At 68.6% G+C, this 18,946-nt stretch carries 16 protein-coding genes; 7 read left to right on the top strand and 9 right to left on the bottom strand.

Annotation, left to right across the window (positions count from 1 at the left end; all coding sequences use genetic code 11):
* The 3 genes from ABD768_RS03890 (at nt 1) to ABD768_RS03880 (ending at nt 2,992) form a co-directional block, all read left to right on the top strand.
* A complete protein-coding gene (locus tag ABD768_RS03890) occupies nt 1–1,686 on the top strand; it encodes a Mur ligase family protein (protein ID WP_343978507.1) in 1,686 nt (561 codons plus the stop codon).
* Between the two features lie 41 nt (nt 1,687–1,727).
* A complete protein-coding gene (locus ABD768_RS03885; protein WP_344837390.1) occupies nt 1,728–2,570 on the top strand; it encodes a hypothetical protein in 843 nt (280 codons plus the stop codon).
* Nucleotides 2,571–2,647: 77 nt separating this feature from the next.
* The gene (locus tag ABD768_RS03880; protein ID WP_343978513.1) at nt 2,648–2,992 is read left to right on the top strand and encodes a hypothetical protein; all 345 of its coding nucleotides are present in this window, start codon (nt 2,648–2,650) and stop codon (nt 2,990–2,992) included.
* Nucleotides 2,993–3,250: 258 nt separating this feature from the next.
* Here the strand turns inward: ABD768_RS03880 and ABD768_RS03875 are convergent, their stop codons facing one another.
* The 4 genes from ABD768_RS03875 to ABD768_RS03860 all read right to left on the bottom strand — a co-directional run bounded on the left by ABD768_RS03875 (nt 3,251) and on the right by ABD768_RS03860 (nt 9,017).
* Complete coding sequence (locus ABD768_RS03875; protein WP_344837387.1) at nt 3,251–4,450, bottom strand: Dyp-type peroxidase; 1,200 nt, start codon at nt 4,448–4,450, stop codon at nt 3,251–3,253.
* Nucleotides 4,447–4,980: a copper chaperone PCu(A)C gene (locus ABD768_RS03870; protein ID WP_344837384.1), complete on the bottom strand. Its 534-nt coding sequence runs from the start codon at nt 4,978–4,980 to the stop codon at nt 4,447–4,449. Before ABD768_RS03870 ends, ABD768_RS03875 begins: the two co-directional genes overlap by 4 nt.
* 78 nt (nt 4,981–5,058) lie before the next feature.
* Nucleotides 5,059–7,869, bottom strand: coding sequence for a cyanophycin synthetase (cphA, locus tag ABD768_RS03865; protein ID WP_344837382.1), 2,811 nt, complete (start codon nt 7,867–7,869; stop codon nt 5,059–5,061).
* Nucleotides 7,866–9,017: a cyanophycinase gene (locus tag ABD768_RS03860; RefSeq protein WP_344837379.1), complete on the bottom strand. Its 1,152-nt coding sequence runs from the start codon at nt 9,015–9,017 to the stop codon at nt 7,866–7,868. The genes cphA and ABD768_RS03860 overlap by 4 nt, the downstream gene beginning before the upstream one ends.
* Before the next feature lie 132 nt (nt 9,018–9,149).
* Between ABD768_RS03860 and ABD768_RS03855 the strand changes: the two genes are divergently transcribed.
* Nucleotides 9,150–9,920, top strand: coding sequence for a hypothetical protein (locus ABD768_RS03855; protein WP_344837376.1), 771 nt, complete (start codon nt 9,150–9,152; stop codon nt 9,918–9,920).
* Between the two features lie 45 nt (nt 9,921–9,965).
* On the opposite strand, the gene ABD768_RS03850 is transcribed toward ABD768_RS03855, so the two are convergent.
* The 5 genes from ABD768_RS03850 to ABD768_RS03830 all read right to left on the bottom strand — a co-directional run bounded on the left by ABD768_RS03850 (nt 9,966) and on the right by ABD768_RS03830 (nt 15,358).
* Nucleotides 9,966–10,910, bottom strand: a complete 945-nt coding sequence (locus ABD768_RS03850; protein WP_343978533.1) for a DUF1996 domain-containing protein — start codon at nt 10,908–10,910, stop codon at nt 9,966–9,968.
* A gap of 1 nt (nt 10,911) precedes the next feature.
* Nucleotides 10,912–12,312, bottom strand: coding sequence for a glycoside hydrolase family 16 protein (locus ABD768_RS03845; RefSeq protein WP_344837373.1), 1,401 nt, complete (start codon nt 12,310–12,312; stop codon nt 10,912–10,914).
* A 129-nt stretch (nt 12,313–12,441) separates the two neighbouring features.
* Nucleotides 12,442–13,299: a GNAT family N-acetyltransferase gene (locus ABD768_RS03840; RefSeq protein ID WP_343978539.1), complete on the bottom strand. Its 858-nt coding sequence runs from the start codon at nt 13,297–13,299 to the stop codon at nt 12,442–12,444.
* A gap of 63 nt (nt 13,300–13,362) precedes the next feature.
* Entirely contained in the window at nt 13,363–14,586 is a 1,224-nt protein-coding gene (gene serB, locus ABD768_RS03835; RefSeq protein ID WP_344837370.1) for a phosphoserine phosphatase SerB, read from the bottom strand.
* A 28-nt stretch (nt 14,587–14,614) separates the two neighbouring features.
* Nucleotides 14,615–15,358 (bottom strand): hypothetical protein, encoded by a 744-nt coding sequence (locus ABD768_RS03830; RefSeq protein WP_343978545.1) that lies wholly within the window; start codon nt 15,356–15,358, stop codon nt 14,615–14,617.
* Nucleotides 15,359–15,438: 80 nt separating this feature from the next.
* On the opposite strand from ABD768_RS03830, the gene ABD768_RS03825 reads away from it, so the two are divergent.
* The 3 genes from ABD768_RS03825 (at nt 15,439) to ABD768_RS03815 (ending at nt 18,821) form a co-directional block, all read left to right on the top strand.
* On the top strand, nt 15,439–16,221 hold the full coding sequence (locus ABD768_RS03825; protein ID WP_343978548.1) for an ABC transporter ATP-binding protein: 783 nt from the start codon (nt 15,439–15,441) through the stop codon (nt 16,219–16,221).
* A 74-nt stretch (nt 16,222–16,295) separates the two neighbouring features.
* The gene (locus ABD768_RS03820; RefSeq protein WP_343978551.1) at nt 16,296–16,826 is read left to right on the top strand and encodes an NfeD family protein; all 531 of its coding nucleotides are present in this window, start codon (nt 16,296–16,298) and stop codon (nt 16,824–16,826) included.
* 831 nt (nt 16,827–17,657) lie between these two features.
* Nucleotides 17,658–18,821 carry an SPFH domain-containing protein gene (locus tag ABD768_RS03815; RefSeq protein WP_343978553.1) on the top strand — a complete coding sequence of 388 codons (1,164 nt, stop codon included), beginning with the start codon at nt 17,658–17,660 and terminating at the stop codon, nt 18,819–18,821.
* The last annotated feature ends 125 nt before the right edge of the window (nt 18,822–18,946 follow it).

Raw genomic sequence — 18,946 nt, 5'->3', positions numbered from 1 at the left:
GTGTCCACCTCTTTGGTAGAGCTCCGTGTTCTGGACGGCGCGAACCTGTACTTCAGCCGGGCGGCGATCAAGCTCACGCTCGACCTGACGACCCTGATCGACGCGCCGGCTCCGGCGGCGAAGGCGTATGCGCAGGCCCTCGGGCTCGGCGCGACCCGGCCCGGGCGGATCGGGTCGGGGTTCCGGCAGCGGTTCGCTGTGCGCGTGGTCGGGCACATCGTCCGGCGGATCGCGCGCGAGGCGGGGATCGGGCGGATCGGCGTACGGGTCAGGTCCGAGACCGATGTGCATCGGCTCGTGGTCGCTTTTCCGTGGGCGCACGAGGGTCGTGCCCGGGCGCTCGGGCAGGCGATCGTCGAGGTGGTCGATGCCTTCGGTACGGAGGAGCTGCCCGAGCTGGTCGCGTCCGTCGGCGATCGGGTCCGCAACGAACCGGCCGGCGACGCGCCGCCGACGCTGCGGCCGAAGATCCCCGTCGTCGCTGTCACCGGCACGAACGGCAAGACGACCACGTCGCGGATGATCGCGCACATCGGTCGCGCGGCCGGGCTGCACGTCGGCTGGTCGAGCACTGACGGCGTGTACTTCGACGGCGAGCTGGTCAAGTACGGCGACTTCTCCGGTCCGAGCGGGGCCGGTCAGGTGCTGTCGCAGCCGGGCGTCCAGCTGGCCGTCACCGAGACCGCGCGCGGCGGCATCCTGCGACGCGGTGTCGGCGTGGCGTACAACGACGTCTCCGTCGTCACCAACGTCACCGCCGACCATCTTGGCCTGGGCGGGATCGACACCGTCGACCAGCTCGCCGAGGTGAAGGCCGTGATCACCAAGATCACCCGGCCGCGTGGCTGGTGTGTGGTGAACGGCGACGACCCGCGGACGTTCGCGATGCGGCTCGACTCGCCGGCCAAATGCTGGGTGTTCTCGCGCGATCCCGACTCGCCGTCGATCCGCAGCGTGCTCGACGAGGGCGGCCGGGCGACGACGGTGCTCGACGGGTTCATCACCGTGCTGGACCAGTCCAGCGACGCCGAGCCGCTGCTGAAGGTCGTCGACGTACCGATGACGCTGTCCGGGCTGTCGCACTACAACGTCGAGAACGCATTGGCTGCGGCCTCGGCAGCACTTGGTCTCGGACTGCCCCGCGCCGCGGTGATCGAGGGCCTGAGCACCTTCTCGCCGGCCGAGAACAACCCGGGCCGGATGAACATGTACTCCGTCCGCGACTTCACCGTCGTGATCGACCTCGCCCACAACGAGGCCGGTCTCGAAGCGCTGCTGGAGATCATGAACGGCGTCCGTCAGCCGGGTGGGCGACTGCTGCTCGCCCTCGGCTCACCGGGCGACCGGGCCGACGACATGGTCAGCGCGATGGGCGCGATCGGCGCTCGTGGCGCTGATCGGGTGGTGATCGGGCACAAGGGCGACTACCTGCGTGGCCGACCGCCCGAGGAACTCGATGCGGTCTTCCGGGAAGGGGCCGGTTCGGTCGGTGTCGACGACGTACCGTCCTTCCCGACCGAGCTCGAGGCGGCGCAGGCACTCGTCCGGGAAGCAAAGGCCGGTGACGTGGTCGCGGTGATGTCTCTGCAGGATCGGGCGAGTCTTGACGCCTGGTTGCGGTCCGAGGGAGCTACCGTCGATAACCCGGAGACCTTGAAGGCGAAGGTCGAACGAGCACAGCACTGATCCCCGGGACTCCACCGCCCGGGGCGGATCGGGGTTTCTCCATGCGCTACTTGTGGTCGATACCGGCGGCGGTGGTCGCCTGGTTCGTGGCCGGCTTCGCACCGACGTACCTGAAGGGGCTGCCGGCCGGCTCGACCACGTTCGTCGATCCCCGGGTGGATCTGCTCGTGCTGGGTGGATTCACCGGGGGAGTGCTGGCCGGGCTGATCGTCGCGCGGGTGCGGATCGCGACGCCGCTGGTCCTGGTCGTTGCCGGGGGCGCCTGGTGGCTGAGCGGGTATGACCTGTCCGGCAAGGGATTGCTGGCGCTGTTGCTGGTGGCAAGTGTCGCGGGTGCGTTCTTCGGTGCCCTGGGCATCCGGAGTACGGTGCTGGCGGCCTTTGCGTTGTCGGTGCCGGTCGCCTGGTACGCGTTGCGGCCGGCCGGTGAGCTGCAGGACTGGCGCTGGCTCTGGCAGCTCAACGGACTGCTCGTCGCGATGGGCCTGACGATCGTCTTGTACGTCGCGTGCTGGCGGCGCGGTTGGCGGTCGGCGGTGTACTGGGTGCCGCTGATCGCGTTCTACCTGGCGTCGTTCGCGATCGTCGCGGGGCTCCAGGCGGTCTCGGCGGCAAAGGGCAAGTCGACGGACGAGATCGCCAACGCCGGTACCGACGCGTTCTTCGACGCCTTCGAGCCGGTACTTCGGGAGTACTGGCCGTGGCTGACGCTGGCCGTGCTGCTCGCGATCCCGATGGTCGCCCTCAAGGTCCGGGCCCTGCCACCCCCGCCGCCTCCGCCGGTGGTGGACGACGGCCGCACCAACGACGCGGTCCTGTCCGACGACCTCGACTGGATCGACCGCGAGGAACCGAAGCGCCGCCTGCTCCCGGCACGCCGGTAGAAACCGCTTTGGTGAATCCTCAACTATAGGCTTTCCAGGGTCAGGGAAACCGCCTTCCCAACCCTGGAGGACTCCTCGTGAAACTTCGTCTCGCCCTCGGAGCCACCGCAACCGCGGCCGTCGTCGCGGTCGGTGTGGTGCCGGCTTCGGCGTACCAGGACCAGTCGACGTCGACCGCCTGCACGCCAGGCGTCGCCTGCTTCTACGAAACCACCAGCTTCACCGGCAACAGCGTCCTCTATCCGACCCCGAGCAACTCCTGCACGGTGCTGCCCTTCGTCCCCGGCGCCCTGTTCAACTGGAGCACCAAGGACATCTACCTCTACCGCACCACCAACTGCACGGGCCCGGCTTCCGTCGAGCCCGCGAACAACTTCCACAGCTACCCGAGCACCAAGTTCCTGAGCTTCCGCGCCAGCTGACCCCCAGTCGCCGACCACCTTCGGTTGCTCCCCGCACCGGCCGAACCCCCCGGCTGCCCCCACCCACTGCGCCCGCCCCCCGGCCCCATCTGGGGGGGTAACCCCTCCAATGGTGGGGTGCCCCCCCAGGACCAGGGGTGGCAACCCACCATCTGAGGGGTTAACCCCTCAGATGGGGCCGGGAGGGGCTAGGGGTGCTGGGGTGGCTGGGGGTGCTGGGGTGGTTGGGGCGTGGGTGGAGCTTGGCGGTCGCTGTGGTTAGTTCAGGATGTCTTGGCCGAGCCAGCCGCCTTCGTGGAATCCCGGTGGGATTGCGAAGGCGGCTGAGCCGATGGTGGTGGTCCATTCGTTCAGGGCGTCTGCGGCGTCCAAGCGGGTCAGCAGGGGGATGAACTGGCTGACCAGGTTGGCTTGGTAGCTGAGGAAGATGAGGCCGGTCTCGCGGGTGGCGCCGGTGTCCTGGACGTAGTTGAGGCCTTTGCGGAAGATGCGGCGGCCGTCGTTCTCCGAGTGGTGGGAGAGCCGGGCGTGTGCGTTCTTGGCGATCACCAGGCGGTTGTCGCCGTCGCGGGCTTCGAGGTCGAGCTCGTCGTGTTCGGCGGTGCCGGTCAGGGGTGCGCCGTTCGAGAGTTTGCGGCCGACGGCTCGTTCCTGTTCGGAGCGGGTGAGTTCGTCCCAGGTTTCGAGGTTGAGTTTGATCCGGCGGACGACCAGGGTCGTGCTGCCGTCGTCGTTCCAGACGGTGCTGTTGAAGTCCGGCGTACCGGGTGCTGGGTTGCCGGTGCCGTCGACCTGGTTGAAGAGGTTGCGGCCGGTGATCGGCTTGCCGTCGGGGCCGGTGCTGTTCCAGAAGCCGGTCTGGCGCCAGAGCGGTTTGGCGAAGGGCGCTGCGTCCGCCACCAAACGGCCGATGGCGTGCACGACTGAGACCGCGTCGTCCGCGCCGACCAGCACAAGTAGGTCGCCGCCCGTCCAGGTGGGTTGCAGGCGATCGTGGGACATCGGCGGTACGTCGATGAACCCGCGCGGGGCGCGATCGGTCAGACCGGTCAGGGTGAAGACCCTGGGACCGAAGCCGACCGTCGCGGTGAGGGCCACGCCGGGGATGGCCAGCTCGGGTGCTGTGTCACCAGGAGCAGGTCGCCCGGCGGTGAGAGCGACGATGTCGCTGGTCCAGAGGCGCATCAACCGGCCGAGTGCGGCCTTGTCGGTGCCGCCGAGCAGCTTGAATGCGACCAGCTCCGCATGGCGAGGCGAGGTCGCCGCAATGGCCGGCTGATGATCGCCGTACGGGCCGACGTTGCCGCGGGTGCCGCCGTCAGCGGCGGAGTCCCCGGCGGTCGATGAGCGGGTGGCGGAGTCGTTGCCTAGGGCAATGGCGCCACCTGTGACTGCTGCTCCTGCGGCGGCAGCGCCGGCGTACCCGAAGAGCTGCCGCCGGGACGGGCGTCCGGTCAAGGTGTCGTGCTGGGCGTCGTCGACGGGTGGTAGTGCTCTTCCTCCTCGGTGAACGCCTTCACCGGCACAGTCAGGTCGTGCGTCGTGCCATCGGAGAACTTCAAGGTGATCGGTACTTCGTCACCGGGCTTCAATGCCTGCTTGAGCCCCATCAACATCACGTGGTCCCCGCTCGGCGCGAGGTGCGCATGCGACCCGGCGGGCACCTTGATGCCACCGGCCTTCTCCTGCATCACCATCTTGCCGTCCTGCATCGCCATCTCGTGGATCTGCACCATCCCGGCGACCGGAGACGTTGCCGAGGTCAACGAGACGTCGGTCGTGCCTGGATTCGTCAGCGACATGAACGCCGCCGTCATCGAGGTGTCCTTCGACCCGACCGTCGCCCGCACCCACGCGTCCTCGACCAGTACGCCGGGAGTGGTCACCGCCGCCTTGGTCACCGGAGCATCCTTCGACGAGGACCCGCAGGAGGACAGCAGAAAGGGGAGGGCGACAGCCAGACCGGCCATCAGCAGCTTCGTCTTCACGGACAGGCCAACGATGCTTCCGGCAACCAAGTTCCCAGCAGAGCGGGGACACACCGTGTGTCCCCGCTCACGCTCTGGTCACTCCTCTGACTCGTCAGCTTCCGACTCGTCCGGCTTCACGAAGTCGGGGTCGCCGCCCTCGTCGCCGGAGCGAGCGCCGGCCTGCGCGAGGTGCGACACCGACTCGAGGTGCGACAGCACCTGCTGGTGCTGGTCGACGCAGAGCACGACCAGGTCGCCACGGTTCGACCGGGACAGAGCGTGCTGTACGGCGGTCAGCTCCTCGAGCACCGTCTCGACCTGGCGGCAGCGGGCGCCGTTCTCCATCGCCGTCCGCACGCCCTCGGTGACCAGCTCGGCCGTGCTGCCGGCCTGGCGACCGCGCAGCCGGACGTCCTCGCGGACGATCACCACATCGAAGTGCTGCGCGGCGACCTCACCCAGCTCACGCATGTCGTCGTCGCGCCGGTCGCCGGCGGTCGCGATCACGCCGATCCGCGACGGCCGGCCCAGCTCGGACGAGGCGTTCAGGCTCTCGCCGAGCTTGTCGACGAAGTCGCCGAGCATCCGCATCGCGGGCGCGTTGTGGCAGTAGTCGACGATGACGGTCCGGCCGTCGACGTCGATCTCGTTCAGCCGCCCGGGCGACAGGTAGTACGAGGTGTTGAACGTGCGCAGGCCCTGCCGGATGTCGTGCAGGGGAGCGCCCGCGGCGAAGGCAGCGGCCGCAGCGGCCATCGCGTTCTGCACGTTCATCATCGCCCGGCCGCCGAACGTTGCCGGCAGCAAGTGGGTCCAGGCCAGCTGCATCGAACGCCGGCCGTGCTTCATGATGATCATGTCGCCGAGGTCCGAGCGCTCGAGCACGACCGCGCGGCCACCGCGCCGGCAGTGGCCCTCGATGTACTCGCGCACCTCGCTGCCCGACTCGGCGATGCTGAACCAGACGACCTCGCCCGAGCACTTCCGCCGCATCTTGCGGACCAGCGGATCATCGGCGTTCAGTACTGCGAACCCGTTGCGCGGCACCGCCTCGACCAGCACGGCCTTCACATCGGCCAGCTGCTCCAGCGTGTCCACCCCACGCATGCCGAGATGGTCCGGCTGGATGTTCAGCACCACGGCGACGTCGTTGCGCTGGTAGCCCAGCCCCTCGCGCAGGATCCCGCCGCGTGCGACCTCGAAGACGGCGAAGTCGACGCGCGGGTTCTGCAGCACCATCCGGGCGGACTTCGGCCCGGACGCGTCGGACCGGATCACCAGCCGCTCGTCGATCACGATGCCGTCGGTCGAGGTCATCCCGACCTTGCGGCCCATCCCCTTGAAGACATGGCTGATCATCCGCGAGGTGGTGGTCTTGCCGTTCGTACCGGTCACCGCGACGATCGGGATCCGGCTGGTCGCGCCCGGCGGGAACAGCATGTCGACGACCGGCTTCGCGATGTACTGCGGATCGCCGATCGTCGGGTTGGTGTGCATCCGGAACCCGGGCGCCGCGTTCACCTCGCAGATCGCGCCGCCGGTCTCGCGGACCGGCTGGGTGATGTCCGGGCAGATGAAGTCGATACCGGCGATGTCGAGCCCGATCATCCGGGCCGCTTCTTCGGCGATCTCGACGTTCTCCGGGTGCGCCTCGAAGGTCCGGTCGATGGAGATCCCGCCGGTCGACATGTTGCCGGTGAGCGTCAGCTTCACCATCGTCTCTTCGGGCGGTACGTCGTCCATCTCGAAGCCCTGCGACTTCACCAGCTCACGTGCGGCGGTGTTCACCGTGATCCGGGTCAGGATCTTCTCGTGCCCGACACCGCGACGCGGGTCGGCGTTGGTGATGTCGACCAGCTCGGCGACCGTGTGGACGCCATCGCCGACGACATGCGCGGGTACCCGCTCGGCGATGGCCTCCATCCGCCCGTTGATGATCAGGCAGCGGTAGTCCTTGCCGGTGACGAAGCTCTCGACGATCACCGAGCCGCGTCGCGACTGCTCGGCCGCGATCGGGAAGGCCTCCCGGACCGCGTCCGCGTCCTGCAGGTTCAGGCAGACGCCACGGCCGTGATTGCCGTCGAGCGGCTTGCAGACGACGGGGTAGCCGATCTTGTTCGCGGCCGAGACGGCGTCGTCCACGTCACGGACGGAGACGGAGCGCGGTACCGGCAGGCCGGCCGAGGCGAGCAGCTTGGTGGTGAGGTCCTTGTCGCTGGCCACGTCGACCGCGATCGAGCCGGTCTCGGACGTCATGGTCGCCCGGATGCGCTTCGCGTGCACGCCTTGACCGAGCTGCACGAGGCTGAACTTGTTGAGCCGGATCCACGGGATGTCGCGGGACACAGCCTCGTCCACGATCGCCTGCGTCGAGGGGCCGAACGCGCTGCGCTCGGCGATCCTGATGAACTTCTCCAGCTCGGTGGTGAAGTCGAAGTCCTCGGTCGGCTGCACGAGGTAGTTGACGAAGCGGACCGCGAGTTCGCCCGCGGCCAGTCCGACGCCCTCATCGGCGTACGAGTAGATGATGTTGTACCGGCCGGGCACGCCCTTGACCTGGCGGGTCTTGCCGCGCCGCATGTCGTGGCCGGCCTCCTGCTGCAGCTGCAGCGAGACGTGTTCGGCGATGTGGCCGAGCCAGGTGCCCTCGTGCAGCCGCTCGATGAAACCGCCGCGGCGGCCGCGCGAGCAGTGGTGCTGGTCCAGCCGGGGGAGGTACTCGAGCAGGCGCTCGGTGAAGCCGTCGATCGTGTTCGACGGGAAGTTCTCCAGCGAGCCCAGGTCGACGACGAGATGGATGGCCGGGTCGTAGCTCCAGATGTTCGGGCCGCGGTAGACCCGCGTCTCGATGATCTTCAGGTCCGGGCTCGGCGTCCCTTGGGTCTGGTCAGGGGCGGTGTCGGTCATGCTGTCCCACTGTCTGCTCGCGGGTCGGTGTCTGGTCGGCTGAGTTCGGCGCCCGCGCTCAGAGGCTCGGTCGCCTCCGGTCTGGACTGGGCCGCCGCCGACGACCGGGACTTCTTCGACGCCGCCGCCTTCTGGGAGACCGCTGTCTTCTTGGCGGCGTCTGCCTTCTCGCCGGGGGTGGCCTTCGCGGTACGCCGGCCCGCCCGGCGCTTGCGCTCGGCGTAGTACGCGGGGGAGACGCCCTCGGCGGCGATCTCCTTGGCGAGCTTGCGCAGATCGGCCTCGGCGGCCTCGATCGACGCGATCTCCTCGGCCGGCGGCTGCGGACCGAACGACAGCAGCACGCGCGCCTTGAGGTCGAAGGTCGAGGTCGCGGGCAGCACGTGCAGGACGACGCCCGACGCGAGGATCGCCTCGGACCGGCTCGCGTAGTGCGCGTTGGAGGTGATCCGGCTGCCGTCGAAGATCGTCACGGCACCTCGCCCGACTACCTCCAGGTGAGAGCCCCGTACTACGGCCGCCGTGTCCTCATCGACCCCGATGCCGAGCAACCCGGGGGATTGCGCGACGAGCGAGAGCAGGCGGCCGTACCGGTTCCGTTGGGCGAAGTGCTGGTCGACGATGGCGCCCTGGACGAGGCCCAGCCCGCCGGCCAGCTGGCTCATCCGCTGCCTCGGGGTGGCGCCTGAGCGGCCGAAAGCGATCATGTGCTCGGCGAGGATGCTGGCGCCGGCCGACGTGCCGCCGACTGCTGCTCCGCGCGCGTGGGCCTCGGTGACGGCGTGGCCGAACGCGGTACCAGTGACGACACCGCTCAGCTTGAGCTGGTTGCCCCCGGTCATGAAGATGCCGGTCGCCTGGTTGAGCGGCTCGATGAAGGCGGGGTCGTCGGCGTCCTCGCGGTTCTCCGGCCGGACGCCGACCACGCTGGCAGCACCGAGCGCGGCGAACAGGGCGGAGTACACGTCGATCACGTCCGGACCGAGGGCGGAGGCGGTCGGAACGACCACGATCCGCGCCTTCGGCCCACCGGCCGCCTCGACGAACTCCTGCAGGACCAGCCGCTTCTTCAGCTTGTCCTCGGCCCCACCGATGGCGAACAAGGCCCCAGGCCCGCTCGTCGTCACCCCACCCTGCTGTTCAGACATAGCCGAAGAATAAGCGCTGCACCCCGATCAGCCCGCTTCGGTCGCGGCGCGCGCCGTCTGGGGTGGGAGACGGTGGTTGCAACTAGCTGCAGGTTGGGCACGGAGGGTAGTTGGTTGTGGCATCCTTCGTCGGTGAAGAGAATCCTGCTGCCGCTGGTTGTTGCCGCGGCAATGATGTCGACGGCCGCGTGCGGCGGTTCCGACGACCCGAAGCCGGCCGGCAAGGCCGACAAGCCTGCTGCGGCCCTGAGCCAGGCGGACTTCGCCACCAAGGTCCCCGCGGCCCTGCAGGAGAAGAGCACCTTCCACGCGGTCGCGACGACGACCGACGAGGACGGCCCGGTCGTCACGACGTCAGATCTGAAGGTGACTGCTGCCGGTACGGACCTCGCAGCCACCACCGACCAGGGCCTGACCGTCCTCAGGATCGGCGGCAAGTTCTACGGCAAGGGCGAAGGCTTGTCCGAGAACAACGCCAAGCCGTGGAAGGTCTGGGACCCGGCCGCCGGCGCGAAAGACCCGATGGCCGTGCTCACCGGCGTACAACTCCAGATCCAGTCCGCCGCAGCCCTGACCCACCAGCTCCTGGCCGGCGCCGCCTACGCGACAAAATTCACCTCCACCGAGGCGCCGGCAGCCGACGGCGCCTCGATGACGGAGTACACAATCACCATCGACGCCCCCAAAGCAGCCGCAGCCAAAGCCCTGGGCGACTACTTGACCCCCGCCGTAGTAACCGCCCAAAAGATCAACGAAGTAACAGCCCTCGTCCTGGTCGACCAAAACAACCTCCCCCACAAACTCGACTTCACCTTCGGCACAGCCAAGGAGTCGGTCCAGTTCACCAAGTTCGGCGACCCACTCACCATCACCGCCCCGCCGGCGGCTCAGATCGACGGGTAGTGAGGAGATGGTGCCGGGGTGGGACGGGCCCGGCACCATCTGGTTCTACTGCTGGACGGGGTTGCCGTCGGTGCCGCAGATGTAGCCGGCCTTGATGCAGTTGGTGATGCGGCGTTGGAGTTCGGCCGGGTCCCAGGCGTTCATGAAGTCGCCGTGGAAGGTGTAGCCGGGGGCGGTTGTGACGAGTTGGCCGTTGCGGGTTCCGGCTAGCGTGAGGCCTCCGCCGTTGACGGGGTAGGTGATCAGGAACTCGAGGCGGGGGACCACGACCGGGTGGGTTGCCGGGCAGGTGGGGCCGGTGGGGAAGGCCATGTGGTCCTTGTGGTTGGGGGAGTCGAGGCGGACGCCGTCCCAGCAGGTGGGGAAGTCGAGGTAGTTCTCGAGCTTCGAGCCGGGTGGGCAGATCAGGAAGTCGCGGCTGGACTGGCTCTGGCCGACGCAGGACCAGCGGGCGGCCGGGTTCTGGTCGGGGCTGGTTGCGGCGGCGTTGCCGATCACGTACCGAAGGCCTTGTGGATAAGCGGTTGCGTGCGTCCGGTCGGTGATTCCCTGGTAGTAGATGGTCACCCGTTCGGGTGCGACCGGCACTCCGTTCTGATAGAGGGTGGGCGTCCAGTACGCCGACTTGTCGGCGACCGGATTGCAGTTGGTGCCGCCGAGCCGCAGCGACTGCAGTGTCGAGTCGGCGTTCGTCGACGTGTTGCCGAAGAACTCGTGGATGTGCGATGCGCCGGTCTGGCCGGGGAACACGATCGGGTCGTTGCCGGCCCGATGACTGCTCCGGCATTCGGCCCGGAACTCCGACCCCGGCACCGGTGCCAGCTGCAACTTCTCCATCGCAGCTGCCTCGGCAGCGGTCGGAGCTTCGCCATGATGCATCTTCGAGTGATCGACCGGCTGCGGAGTCGCCTGCGCCTGCTGATGAACCAGTACCGCGGCCGCTGCCGCGATCAGCACGACCCCACCGGCGAGAACCTTCGTCGCCCGCATCTCAGTGCCCGAAGGTGAACCAGTTGACGTTGACGAAGTCGGCCGGCTGGCCGCTCGTGAAGGTCAGATAGACGTTGTGTACGCCGGTGACCGCGCTGATGTTGGCCGGGACACTGCGCCAACTCTGCCAGCCACCCGTGTTGGCCACCGCGAAGCTCCCGATCGGCGCATTGCTCCGGCTGTCGAGTCGAACCTCGACGAGACCGCTCACTCCACCGGCGGCCCCCGACGCCACCCGCCCGACGAACTGACGAGCCGCGGAGCTCCCGAAGTCGACGCTGGGGTAGAGCGCCCAGTCGCCGTTCCCGATCTGCATCAGGTTCTGCCCGCCACCGGAGTCCGTGGTCGTCTCGACGCCCACACCGCCTTGCTGGCTGAACGATTCGGCCTGGATGGTGCTGTACGCGCTACCGCCCCCACCAGGTGGGGTGGTCGGGGGAGTCGTCGGATCGCCACCGCCACCACGGGTGGACACGGCGACGTAGTCGATCACCATCGGCCGATCGGGGACGGTCTCGGCGCGAGGCGTCGGCGCGGCGAGCGCATCCGGGAAGGCGCCGCCGATGGCGACATTGAGCAGGATGAAGTACCCGGCATGTGAGGTCATGTTGGCCCAGGTGTCGGCCGGCAACTGCCCTTGGCTGACGGAGTGGAACTGCTGCCCGTCCACGTACCAGCGGAACTGGTTCGGCGAGATGCTGGTGTCCCACTCGAACCGGTACGTGTGGAAGCCGGCCTGGCAGGTGCTGCCGGGGCAGGCGCGGTTGCTGGCGATGCCGGTCGTCTCGTTGCAGGGGCCGCCGGGGTTCACGCCGCAGTGCAGCACGCCCCAGACAGAGTTGAGCCCGTTGACGTTCTCCATGATGTCGAACTCGCCGATGCCCGGCCAGTTCCAGTAGTTGCCCCGGTACGGCGAACCGAGCGCCCAGAACGCGGGCCAGTACCCGAGCGCCGCGTTGCCCGTGACGTTGGGCATCTGGATCCGCGCCTCCATCGCGACCACGCCACCCGACGGCGGCTTGAAGTTGCTGCGCTGGGTCTCGATCCGGGCCGACGTCCAGTTGCCGGCGCCGTCGCGGCGAGGCGTGATCCGGAGGTTGCCGGCGCCGTCGAGGGAGAGGTTGTTCGTACTGTTCGTGTAGTTCTGGATCTCCCCGGTACCCCAGTTGCCCGGGCCGCCCGGATAGGCGTGACCGGTGTCGATGATCCAGTTGGCACTCGACGGCAAGGTGCCGCTGTTGCCGTTGAAATCGTCACTCCACACCGTCGTCCACCCCGCGGGCGGCGGCGGAACACTGGCCTGCGCCGCGACCGTCAACGCGGTCACGACCAGGACGGGAGCGAGCAGAGCACTGAGGACGGCTCGGAGGCGGGTGGATGGTTTGCTGGGGCGGGAACGCATGGTTGACCTCCACGGTCAGGCGCCGTCACCAGGTGGCGCCAGGGCGGGTGCGTACGCATATGAGAGCGCTCTCATAGCGCCGTGTCAACGCCTCGTCACCGCTATCGCGCGAGGGACCGTTCCCCGCGCTCAGAGCTTGCGGCTGAATACCGTCGTACTGTGCTGGACGGTCATCCCGAGCCGCTCGTACATGGCCAGCGCGCCGGTGCCCGAGTGGGTCCACAGCACCAGGTCGGGCCGGCCATGGCGATAGAAGTCGAGGGAGGCCCGCGCGATCAGGGCTCGGGCGATGCCCTTGCCGCGCTGGTCGGCGCGGACGGCCAGGTGTTCGACGTATCCGGCCCCGGAATCGGGGAGCGCCAGGCAGATCGCGGCACCGACGAGTTCGTTGCCGGCGAAGGCGACGGGGGAGAGCCCGGGCGCGAAGGTCGTCCGCTCGATGGTCATCCGGGCCCACTCGTCGAAGCCCCAGCGACGCGATTGCCAGTCGTCGAAGGCGTCCTGGATCACCTGGTACGCCGCCTGCGCGTCCTCGCCGGAGAAGGGCCGGATGGTGATCCCGGCGGGCAGCTCCGGCTGCGGCGGCTCCTCGTCGACGGGCTTGGTGAGCTTCCAGTTGGTCGCGATCACGTCGTACCCGCGCGCTCGCAAGAGCGTAGTACCGGCGTGGTCCTCGTCGTCGACCGTCTGAGCGACCCGGTCGGTACCCGACTCGACAGCCCGGCGCTCGACCCATTCGACCAGACCGTTCCCCAGACCCAGCCCGCGATACTTCGCTCCGACGTCGACCTGAGACCGGCGACCCCGGACCCATGCCCAGGCTGCGACGTCGCCGGCCGGATCAAGAACCATCAGGCTGTCGACGGAGGCGTCGAGGCCGGGTCGCTCGAGCGACGCCTCCACCTCGTCGACCGCCACGCCGGACATCTCGGCGATCGGCGCGGCATCGGCTGTCGTGGCGGGGCGGCAGGTGAATCCGACTGGCATGACTGGGGGAGTAGGCACGAGAGACGATCCTCGACCCAGCTGCGCCGGGGCGGCAACTGGGTTTCAGGCGTCGGTATCGGCGTCCGCGTCGGCGGCTTCTACTTCTTCGCGGCTGATGCCGAGGAGGTAGAGGATCGTGTCGAGGTAAGGGACGCTCACGTGGGTGTCGGCGGCGGCCCGGACGACCGGCTTGGCGTTGAAGGCGATGCCCAGGCCGGCGGCGGCGAGCATGTCGAGATCGTTGGCGCCGTCGCCGATGGCGACTGTCTGGGACAGCGGGGTGCCGGAGGTTTCGGCGAAGCGGCGCAGCGCGGTGGCCTTGCCGGCCCGGTCGACGATGTCGCCGATCACCTTGCCGGTGAGTTTGCCGTCGACGATCTCCAGCTCGTTCGCGCTGGCGAAGTCGATGCCGAGGTCGGCGGCGAGCTTGTCGGTGATCTGGCTGAAGCCGCCGCTGACGATCGCGAACTGGTACCCGAGCCGCTTCAGCGTCCGGACCAGCGTGCGCGCGCCCGGCGCCAGCACGATCGCCTCGTACACCTCGTCGAGCGCCGACGACGGCAGCCCTTCGAGCGTCGCGACCCGGCTGCGCAGCGAGTCGGCGAAGTCCAGCTCACCGCGCATCGCCTGCTCGGTGACCGCCGCGACCTCTTCGAGCCGGCCGGCGTGCGAGGCGAGCATCTCGATCACCTCGCCCTGGATCAGGGTGGAGTCGACGTCCATCACGATCAGCCGCTTGGCCCGCCGGTACAGCCCACCAGGTTGTACTGCGACGTCCAGTCCCTGCCGTACACCTTCGAGGGCGAGCACCGTCCGCAGCGAGTCCGGATCGGCACCCGAGACGGCGATCTCCATCGCGGTCACCGGATAGCGCGCCATCCGGCTGATCCGGTCGATGTTGGCGCCGGTGTCGGCGATCCGGCCGGCGATCGCGGCGAAGCCCTGCGCGGTCAGCGGGCTGCCGATCACCGTCACCTGGGTCCGGCCCTTGCGCCGCGGCTCGTTGTCGCCGAAGCCCTTCTTCAGGCTGATGTCGACCTCGAGGTTCTCGGCGAGCGCCTTGAGCTCCTTCTTGAGTTCCTTGTGGTCGCGCGGCGCCGACAACAGCACACCGAGCACCAACCGGCCCCGGAGTACCACCTGCTCGGCGTCGATCACGTCGAGCCCGCGCAACGCGAGCATCGACAGTACTGCGGAAGTCAGGCCCGGCCGGTCGGTACCGGTCAAAGTGACCAGCAGCGTGGGGCGGTCTGCTATCGACGTCTCGTGCTCAGCCTGTCCTGTCATCTCAAGGCCCCAGGCTACCGATGAATTGTTAACGGGAGGTTGGCGGTCCACATGCCGCAACAAGCGCCCGCCTGGCAGCGGCGGCCAGATCGGTGAGTGCACGGCGACGAGCATCCGCCTCCGCGCCGGTGATGGCCGCGCCGTCGTCTTCAAGAGCGGCGTCCGCGATGGCGAGACAGCGGCGAGCGGTGGCTGCTGTCTTGACCGCGCGAGCTTCGTAGCCGGGGGCAAGGTCGTCGCCCTTGCCCGACCCGATCCGCCGGATGTCGATCAGCGCGTCGGCGACTTCGGGCTTCCACTTGGCGACGTCGAGCTTGGCGAGCGACTCGGCCGCCTCGATCAGCGCGGCCCGCAACCCACGGTCGGCCTCACCGAAGTCGGCCGGCAGCGGACTGGTCGCCGGCAAGACGGTCCACTGCACCGCTGGGCCGACGTACGAAGGTACGAGCCCGATCTCTGCTCCAGTCAGTACTACGGCCTCGCCCGTCTCCAACGCAGCCTCGTTGAAGGTCGGCGGCCCGGCCAGTCCGATCGGGTCACCCGGGATAGGCAGCGCGAGATGCGCCTGGGTCGCGCCGGCCGCGCGCAACAGGTTGAGGGCCACCGGCAACGTGGCCGGCTCGGGGTGCGCGGCGAGGCCGGACACGTGGTGCCCGACGTCCTCACCGAGGATCTGGTGCGCGGCGGTGTCCGGATCGCAGGCGCCGGTCAGCATGGCGTTGGTCCAGACGGTGAAACGCACCGAGGCGGCAGTGGTCAGCACACCTCCCATTGTCCCATCCGGGCGACCACGGTCTGACTCGGGCAGGCCCGTCGCGAGTCGCGCGGGCCCACCCCGTAAGTTTTGGTCCTATGACTGCAGTAGCGGAGCTGGCCGGTGTCTCGATCGTGCGCGGTGGCGCGGTTCTGTTGGACGCCGTCGACTGGTCCATCGAGGAGACCGATCGGTGGGTCGTGATCGGCCCGAACGGGGCCGGCAAGACGACGATGCTGCAGATCCTCGCGGCTCAGATGCACCCGACGACCGGTGTGGTCGGGCTGCTCGGCGAGGTGCTCGGCGCGGTCGACGTGTTCGAGCTGCGGCCGCGGATCGGGCTGACCAGCGCCGCGCTCGCCGATCGGCTGCCGAAGTCGGAGCGGGTGTCCGACGTGGTGGTCTCGGCGTCGTACGCCGTACTCGGCCGCTGGCGTGAGGAGTACGACGAGCTGGACCACCAGCGGGCCAAGGAGTTGCTGACCGAGCTCGGCATCGGCCACCTGAGCGACCGCACCTTCGGGACGCTGTCCGAGGGGGAGCGCAAGCGGGTCCAGATCGCCCGCGCGCTGATGACCGATCCCGAGCTGATGCTGCTGGACGAGCCGGCGGCCGGGCTGGACCTTACGGGTCGCGAACAGTTGGTACGGTCCCTCAGCTCGATCGCGACCGCCGAAGGCGCTCCGGCGATGGTCCTCGTCACGCACCACGTCGAGGAGATCCCGCCGGGCTTCACGCATGCGTTGTTGCTGAAGCAAGGCCGGGTGATCTCGGCCGGACCGATCGACCAGGCCCTGACGGCCGAGACTTTGAGTGACACCTTCGACCTCGCCCTCAGCCTGGACCACCGCGACGGCCGGTACTTCGCCCGCGCACTCTGAATCCAGAAGCTGTTTCTCCGCGTCACACTGCAGATGGACCTGCCTGAGGTCCCGAACGCGGATAGAGTTGGCAGATGATGGATTGGCTGCGGGACAACGTCTGGGCGGCGTGGCTCGGGATCGCCGTCGTGCTCGGTCTGGCGGAGCTGGCTTCGCTCGACTTCACCTTGCTGATGCTCGCCGCGGGGGCGATCACCGCGGCCGGCGTAGGCGCCTTGTTCCCGCACCTGCTCTGGTTGCAGATCGTCGTCGGCCTGGTGACGGCCGCCGCGATGCTGGGCGCCATCCGCCCGCTCCTGGTCCGCAAGATGCACCACACCGGCGAGCTGAAGACCGGCTCCGCCCACGTGATCGGCCGCAGCGGCGTCGTCGTCAAGGAGATCCACCCCGACGGCGGCGGCTCGATCAAACTCAACGGCGAACTGTGGACCGCCCGCCCCTACGACGACGTCTCCACCATCCAGCCCGGCACCCGCGTCGAGGTGATGTCCATCGACGGCGCCACCGCCGTCGTCTACCCGATCGGCCAGCCCATCGACCACACCCTCCCCGAGCTCCGCGGCCCGGAGAAGACCGAACCCAAGGACTCCGAACCACCCCGCTGAGCGGCGGCCACGCAGGGACGGCTGTGGTTGCGGGGTTCTGTCGGTGAGGGGCTGTGGCCTCGGGGTGCTGTGGCTGAGGGACCGTGGTGCGCGGTCGCCGCTGCGGGAGTGTGCTGGTGAAGGACGCAGCTACACGGATCCCGCGGAGGGGTATGAGCCAGAGGGTCACCTTGACAAAGCCGATCGGGTCGCGGGGTGACGACTGCAAGGCGGGGCGGGTCGCGGGGTGACGACTGCAAGGCGGGGCGGGGCGCGGGTGATGGCAAAGTCGGCCGGTTCGCGTGGTGATGACGGGAAGTTGCCGGGTAGGCGGTTGGGGAGGGAAATCCCTTTGGGACAAGGGGTTTAGGGAGGGTATTGCCCCCGAATCGGCGCAATTTCCTCCCCGGTCTCCAGAAAATCCTCCCCAACCCCCGGCCGGCCTGGCGAGACAGGCGCCTCGGCGGGGACGGTGCTGTTGCGCCGCGACGAACCGCCCAAGTTCAGCCGAAATGGGCCCATCCCGGCGTCGGCCGGCGGGTTGTTCGGCGGCTGGCGCGCTGTGGAGAGTCAGTCGCCGAAGAAACAGTGTTCGCTGGCGGGTTTTCGTGCGGCTGGCCTGATGCTTCACGTCAGCGGCCCGATAAGCTGCTAGGGCCAGGCGAATCGGGGCCCTGGCAGGGTAGCCGCCACATGCCGACCAATGCCGTGGTGTGGCGCGGTTGCGCGGCGCCGGGCTCGAAGTACTGTCGGTTTCATGGGCAGGTCCGATCGTGAGGGAACCGTTGCACACGGTGGCCCGTCGATAGGAAAGACTGTTCGTCCTGAGGGTTCTTCGAGTGGGAGGGTCACGTGACCGCGTTCCTCATAGTGCTGGCATTGGTCGCCTTACTGGTGGTCGTCACACTGATCAAATCTGTCCGGGTCGTGCAGCAGCAGACCGTGGGCATCGTGGAACGGTTCGGGAAGTTCAAGGTCGGCTTGCAGCCGGGCCTGAACCTGCTGACCCCGTTCGTCGACAAGGTCCGCTACACGATCGACATGCGTGAGCAGGTGGTCGCGTTCCCGCCGCAGGGCGTCATCACCGAGGACAACCTGATGGTGTCGATCGACTCCGTCATCTACTTCCAGGTCAACGACCCGGTCCGGGCGACCTACGAGATCTCCAACTACATCCAGGCCATCGAGCAGCTGACGATGACCACGCTGCGAAACATCATCGGTGGAATGGACCTCGAGCAGACGCTGACGTCGCGCGAGGAGATCAACGAGAAGCTCCGGTACGTCCTGGACGAGGCGACCGGCAAGTGGGGCATCCGGGTCAACCGGGTCGAGCTCCGCTCGATCGACCCGCCGCCGTCGATCCAGGACTCGATGGAGAAGCAGATGCGCGCGGACCGCGACAAGCGCGCCGCGATCCTGACCGCCGAAGGTATGCGCCAGTCGGCCGTCCTGTCGGCCGAGGGCCAGAAGCAGTCCGCGATCCTGACCGCGCAGGGCGACCGGGAGTCCCGGATCCTGCGCGCCCAGGCCGAGCGGGAGGCCCGGATCCTGAAGGCGCAGGGTGAGGCGCAGGCCATCACCACCGTCTTCAACGCGATCCACGCCGGCAAGCCCGACCAGGGCCTGCTCGCCTACCAGTACCTGCAGATGCTGCCGTCGATCGCGCAGGGCGACTCGAACAAGCTCTGGATCATCCCGAGCGAGATCGGCAAGGCGATGGAAGGCCTCGGCAGCGCCGTCGGCCAGATCGCCGGCATCACCCAGAAGGCCGAGGGTCCGTTCCCGGAGCCCGACCTGGGCGACTCGCAGGCGGTGTCGGTCGACAGCGGTCTCGGGTCGGCGGCCACGCCGGACGCGGCCGTCGTCGAGGCCGACAACGCGGTCCAGGAAGCCATCGCGGCCGCGCAGAACGCAGCCGTCGGCAACCGCGCGGCCCAGCAGGCACCCCCGGCAGTCACCTCGGCACCCGAGCAGACCTCCCCGGTCCAGGACGGTCCGCCGCTCGAGCGGTAGGACTCAGTACTACGCAACGTCACACGGCCCCGGCTCGCAGGATGAGCCGGGGCCGTGTGACGTTGGCGGCAAAAACCTGTTCAGCGAGCGGACTGATGATCGGAAATCGCTATCAGGTGCGTAGA

Source organism: Kribbella ginsengisoli, from assembly GCF_039537185.1.
In the GTDB taxonomy this organism is placed as follows: Bacteria; Actinomycetota; Actinomycetes; order Propionibacteriales; family Kribbellaceae; genus Kribbella; species Kribbella koreensis.
Note: the sequence above shows the minus strand (reverse complement) of the source record. Positions and strands in the feature narration are given on the sequence as shown.

Coding starts and splice junctions, on each gene's coding strand:
- ABD768_RS03885 (WP_344837390.1), top strand. CDS start 1,728: ATGCGCTACTTGTGGTCGATACCGGCGGCGGTGGTCGCCTGGTTCGTG.
- ABD768_RS03825 (WP_343978548.1), top strand. CDS start 15,439: ATGACTGCAGTAGCGGAGCTGGCCGGTGTCTCGATCGTGCGCGGTGGC.
- serB (WP_344837370.1), bottom strand. CDS start 14,586: ATGACAGGACAGGCTGAGCACGAGACGTCGATAGCAGACCGCCCCACG.
- cphA (WP_344837382.1), bottom strand. CDS start 7,869: ATGACCGACACCGCCCCTGACCAGACCCAAGGGACGCCGAGCCCGGAC.
- ABD768_RS03840 (WP_343978539.1), bottom strand. CDS start 13,299: ATGCCAGTCGGATTCACCTGCCGCCCCGCCACGACAGCCGATGCCGCG.
- ABD768_RS03850 (WP_343978533.1), bottom strand. CDS start 10,910: ATGCGGGCGACGAAGGTTCTCGCCGGTGGGGTCGTGCTGATCGCGGCA.
- ABD768_RS03845 (WP_344837373.1), bottom strand. CDS start 12,312: ATGCGTTCCCGCCCCAGCAAACCATCCACCCGCCTCCGAGCCGTCCTC.
- ABD768_RS03830 (WP_343978545.1), bottom strand. CDS start 15,358: ATGGGAGGTGTGCTGACCACTGCCGCCTCGGTGCGTTTCACCGTCTGG.
- ABD768_RS03820 (WP_343978551.1), top strand. CDS start 16,296: ATGATGGATTGGCTGCGGGACAACGTCTGGGCGGCGTGGCTCGGGATC.
- ABD768_RS03860 (WP_344837379.1), bottom strand. CDS start 9,017: ATGTCTGAACAGCAGGGTGGGGTGACGACGAGCGGGCCTGGGGCCTTG.